Below are 3269 nucleotides of genomic sequence, written 5' to 3' on the forward strand. Positions count from 1 at the left end.
CCCCCCCCCCCCCCCCCCCCCCCCCCCCCCCCCCCCCCCCCCCCCCCCCCCCCCCCCCCCCCCCCCCCCCGGGCCGCCCCTCACCAACGTCCGTCACAGCCGCCAGTCATCCACCGCGGCGATCTCGTCATCCGACCAGCCGAAATGGTGCGCGATCTCGTGGATCAGCACGTGGGCGACCAGCGCCCCGAGGCCGACATCCCCGCGCGCGGCCCATTCGTCGAGGATCGGGCGACGATAGAGCCAGACCTCGTCCGGCATCGGCGCCACGTCCATGCTGGATTTCTCGGGCAGCGAGACGCCGCGATAGAGGCCGGTCAGCTCGAACCCGTCCTCGATCCCCATCTCGTCCAGCGTCTCGTCATCGGCGAAATCGGCGATGCGGATGGCGAGCCCGTCGCAGGCGGCGCGGATCTGGTCCGGCAGCTCCGCGAAGGCGGCGGCGGCGAGGGCGGCGAAATCGTCCTCGGACGGCGCCTCCCACGCGCCGCAGGGCAGGGCGGCGGGCCCGCTCACGGCCACTTGCACTCGGGCGGCAGGGACATGAGGACGGCTTCCGGGTTGTGCCCGGTCTGCAGGCCGAACTGGGTGCCCCGGTCATAGACCAGGTTGAACTCGGCGTAGCGGCCGCGGCGGACCAGCTGGTGCTCGCGGTCCTCGGCGGTCCAGGCCTCGTCCATGCGTTTCTCGACGATGGGCTGGTATGCCTTGAGGAAGGCGTCGCCGACGGATTGGGTGAAGGCGAAATCCGCCTCCCAGTCGCCGGTGTTCAGATCGTCGTAGAAGATGCCGCCGACGCCGCGCGGCTCGTTCCAGTGGCGGATCATGAAATACTCGTCCGCCCAGGCCTTGAAGCGGGGGTAGTAGCCCGCGTCGTGCCGGTCGCAGGCGATCTTCAACTGGTCGTGGAAGAAGGCGGTGTCCTCGGGGACCTCGCGCATCGGGTTGAGGTCGGCGCCGCCGCCGAACCACCAGGCCTGGGGCGTCCAGAACATGCGGGTGTTCATGTGCACCGCCGGCACCTTGGGCGAGCGCATGTGCGCCACCAGCGAAATCCCCGAGGCCCAGAACCGCGGATCCTCGTCCAGCCCCGGCACCCCGCGCGAGGAGAGCGAGCGGCGCGCCATGTCGCCGAGCGTGCCGTAGACGGTGGAGATGTTGACCCCGACCTTCTCGAAACACCGCCCGCCGCGCATCACCGACATCTCGCCGCCGCCACCATCTCTGGAAGAGGCGTCGCCCTCGCCCTCGCCGGCGCGCTTCGTCTCCTTGCGCTCGAACCGGGCGGGCGAAAGATCGGCGTGGGGGCCGGTCGCCTGCGCGTCCTCCAGCCCCTCGAACGCGGCGCAGATGCGGTCGCGCAGGGTGCGGAACCAGTCGGAGGCGCGGGCCTTCTCGGCCTCGCCCACTTCGGCGGCTGCGTCGGTCATCGGGGCGCTCCTTCAGGTCCGGTCCTCCCGCCGGGGGCGGGGCGGCGGGACTGTAGGGGCCGGGCGCGGGGGCGGCAAGGCCGGGGCGCGCGGGCGCCGGGGCGCTGCGGCCGATTGACCAACCGCGCCGGCTCGCCTATGCCTGCGCCCGGCCCCGCGATGGGGGCGGTTAGCTCAGTTGGTAGAGCGCCTCGTTTACACCGAGGATGTCGGGAGTTCGAGCCTCTCACCGCCCACCATGCCCCACCCGGCACGCCCCGCCCGGGCCGCCCCTTCCCCCCGGGCCTTCGTTCCCCGCCGCAACCGTTTCGCCCCGCATTCCTTGCGCCCCGCGCAGGCGCCCGTCCCGCCCCGCGCCTGCGCCGCCCCGTCCGGTTGCGCGGCGGGCGAAACGGCGCTTTAACCCCCTTCGCGCAGACGCGGCCCGGGGAGAGGCCGCGCGCGCCGAACCGGAGGGGACAGTCATGACCGTCATCATCGCGGGCGCCGGGATCGGCGGCCTCACGCTCGGCCTCAGCCTTCACCAGGCGGGCATCCCGTTCCAGATCTACGAGGCGGTGGAGACCATCGCCCCCCTCGGCGTCGGCATCAACGTGCAGCCCCACGCGGTGCGCGAGCTGGCCGAGCTGGGCCTGCTGCCGGACCTCGACCGGATCGCGCTGCGCACGGAAGAAGTCGTCTACGCCGCCAAGAACGGCAAGGACATCTGGGCGGAGCCGCGCGGCGCCGGGGCGGGCTACAAGTGGCCGCAGTTCTCGATCCATCGCGGGCGGATGCAGATGATGCTGCTCGAGCGCCTGAAACAGCGCGCGGGCGAGGACGTGATCAAGACCGGGATCTCCTGCCTCAACTGGCACGAGGAAGGGGACGAGATCGTCGTCACCCTCGGCGCGCGCAGCACGGGCGAGGTCATCGGCTCGGCCCGCGGCACGGTCTTCGTCGCCGCCGACGGCATCCATTCGGCGGCGCGCAAGCTGCTGTTCCCGACCGAGGGCGCGCCCGTCTGGGGCGGCACGATGATGTGGCGCGGCGTCACCATCGGCCCGCGCTACCGCACCGGGCGCTCGATGGCGATGATCGGCGACAAGGACACCAAGTTCGTCTGCTATCCCATCGACGATGCGGGCGAGGGGCTGTCGGTCATCAACTGGATCGCCGACCTCACCCTGCCGATGGACACCCTCGACAGCCGCGCCGACTGGACGCTGGAAGGCAAGGCCGAGGACGTGCTGCCGCGCTTCGACGGCTACAATTACGACTGGATCGACGTGCCCGCGATCATCCGCGGGGCCGAGAAGATCTACGAATACCCGATGGTCGACCGCGATCCGTTGGGCGCCTGGACCCATGGGCGGATGACGCTGCTCGGCGATGCGGCGCACGCGATGTACCCGATCGGCTCCAACGGCGCCTCGCAGGCGATCATCGACGCGCGCGTCATGGTGGCGAAGTTCCTCGAGCTCGGCGTCGGCCCCGCGGCGCTGATGGCCTATGACGAGGCCCGCCGACCCGCGGTCAACGCGGTGGTGCTCGCCAATCGCGGCGACGGCCCGGACAAGGTGCTCGACCTGGTGGAAGAACGCGCGCCGGACGGGTTCGAGGACATCGAGGAGGTCATCACCCGCGCCGAGCTGGAGCAGATGGCCGCCAACTACAAGAAGACCGCGGGCATGGATGTGGAGGGGCTGAACGGGCGCCCCGACATCGTGCCGCTGCCGCACGTGGCGCCGGAGGAGGTTCCCGGGGACTTCTGAGGGCGCTGCTTGGGGGGGGGGGGGGGGGGGGGGGGGGGGGGGGGGGGGGGGGGGGGGGGGGGGGGGGGGGGGGGGGGGGGGGGGG

General features: G+C 72.3%; 3 protein-coding genes and 1 tRNA gene. 2 read left to right on the forward strand and 2 right to left on the reverse strand.

From position 1 onward, the window contains the following. Positions 1-93: 93 nt before the first annotated feature. Together ACQ5SO_RS21270 and hemF are read right to left on the reverse strand one after the other, a co-directional pair. On the reverse strand, positions 94-516 hold the full coding sequence (locus ACQ5SO_RS21270) for a metallopeptidase family protein (RefSeq protein ID WP_430943658.1): 423 nt from the start codon (positions 514-516) through the stop codon (positions 94-96). After that, positions 513-1430 (reverse strand): oxygen-dependent coproporphyrinogen oxidase, encoded by a 918-nt coding sequence (gene hemF / locus ACQ5SO_RS21275; protein ID WP_430943659.1) that lies wholly within the window; start codon positions 1428-1430, stop codon positions 513-515. Before hemF ends, ACQ5SO_RS21270 begins: the two co-directional genes overlap by 4 nt. A gap of 163 nt (positions 1431-1593) precedes the next feature. Between hemF and ACQ5SO_RS21280 the strand changes: the two genes are divergently transcribed. Then, positions 1594-1669 (forward strand) — tRNA-Val (locus ACQ5SO_RS21280). A gap of 225 nt (positions 1670-1894) precedes the next feature. Continuing rightward, the gene (locus tag ACQ5SO_RS21285; protein WP_430943660.1) at positions 1895-3184 is read left to right on the forward strand and encodes a flavin-dependent oxidoreductase; all 1290 of its coding nucleotides are present in this window, start codon (positions 1895-1897) and stop codon (positions 3182-3184) included. Positions 3185-3269: the final 85 nt, after the last annotated feature.

The organism is Rhodovulum sp. DZ06 (assembly GCF_050586345.1).
In the GTDB taxonomy this organism is placed as follows: domain Bacteria; phylum Pseudomonadota; class Alphaproteobacteria; order Rhodobacterales; family Rhodobacteraceae; genus JBOCEF01.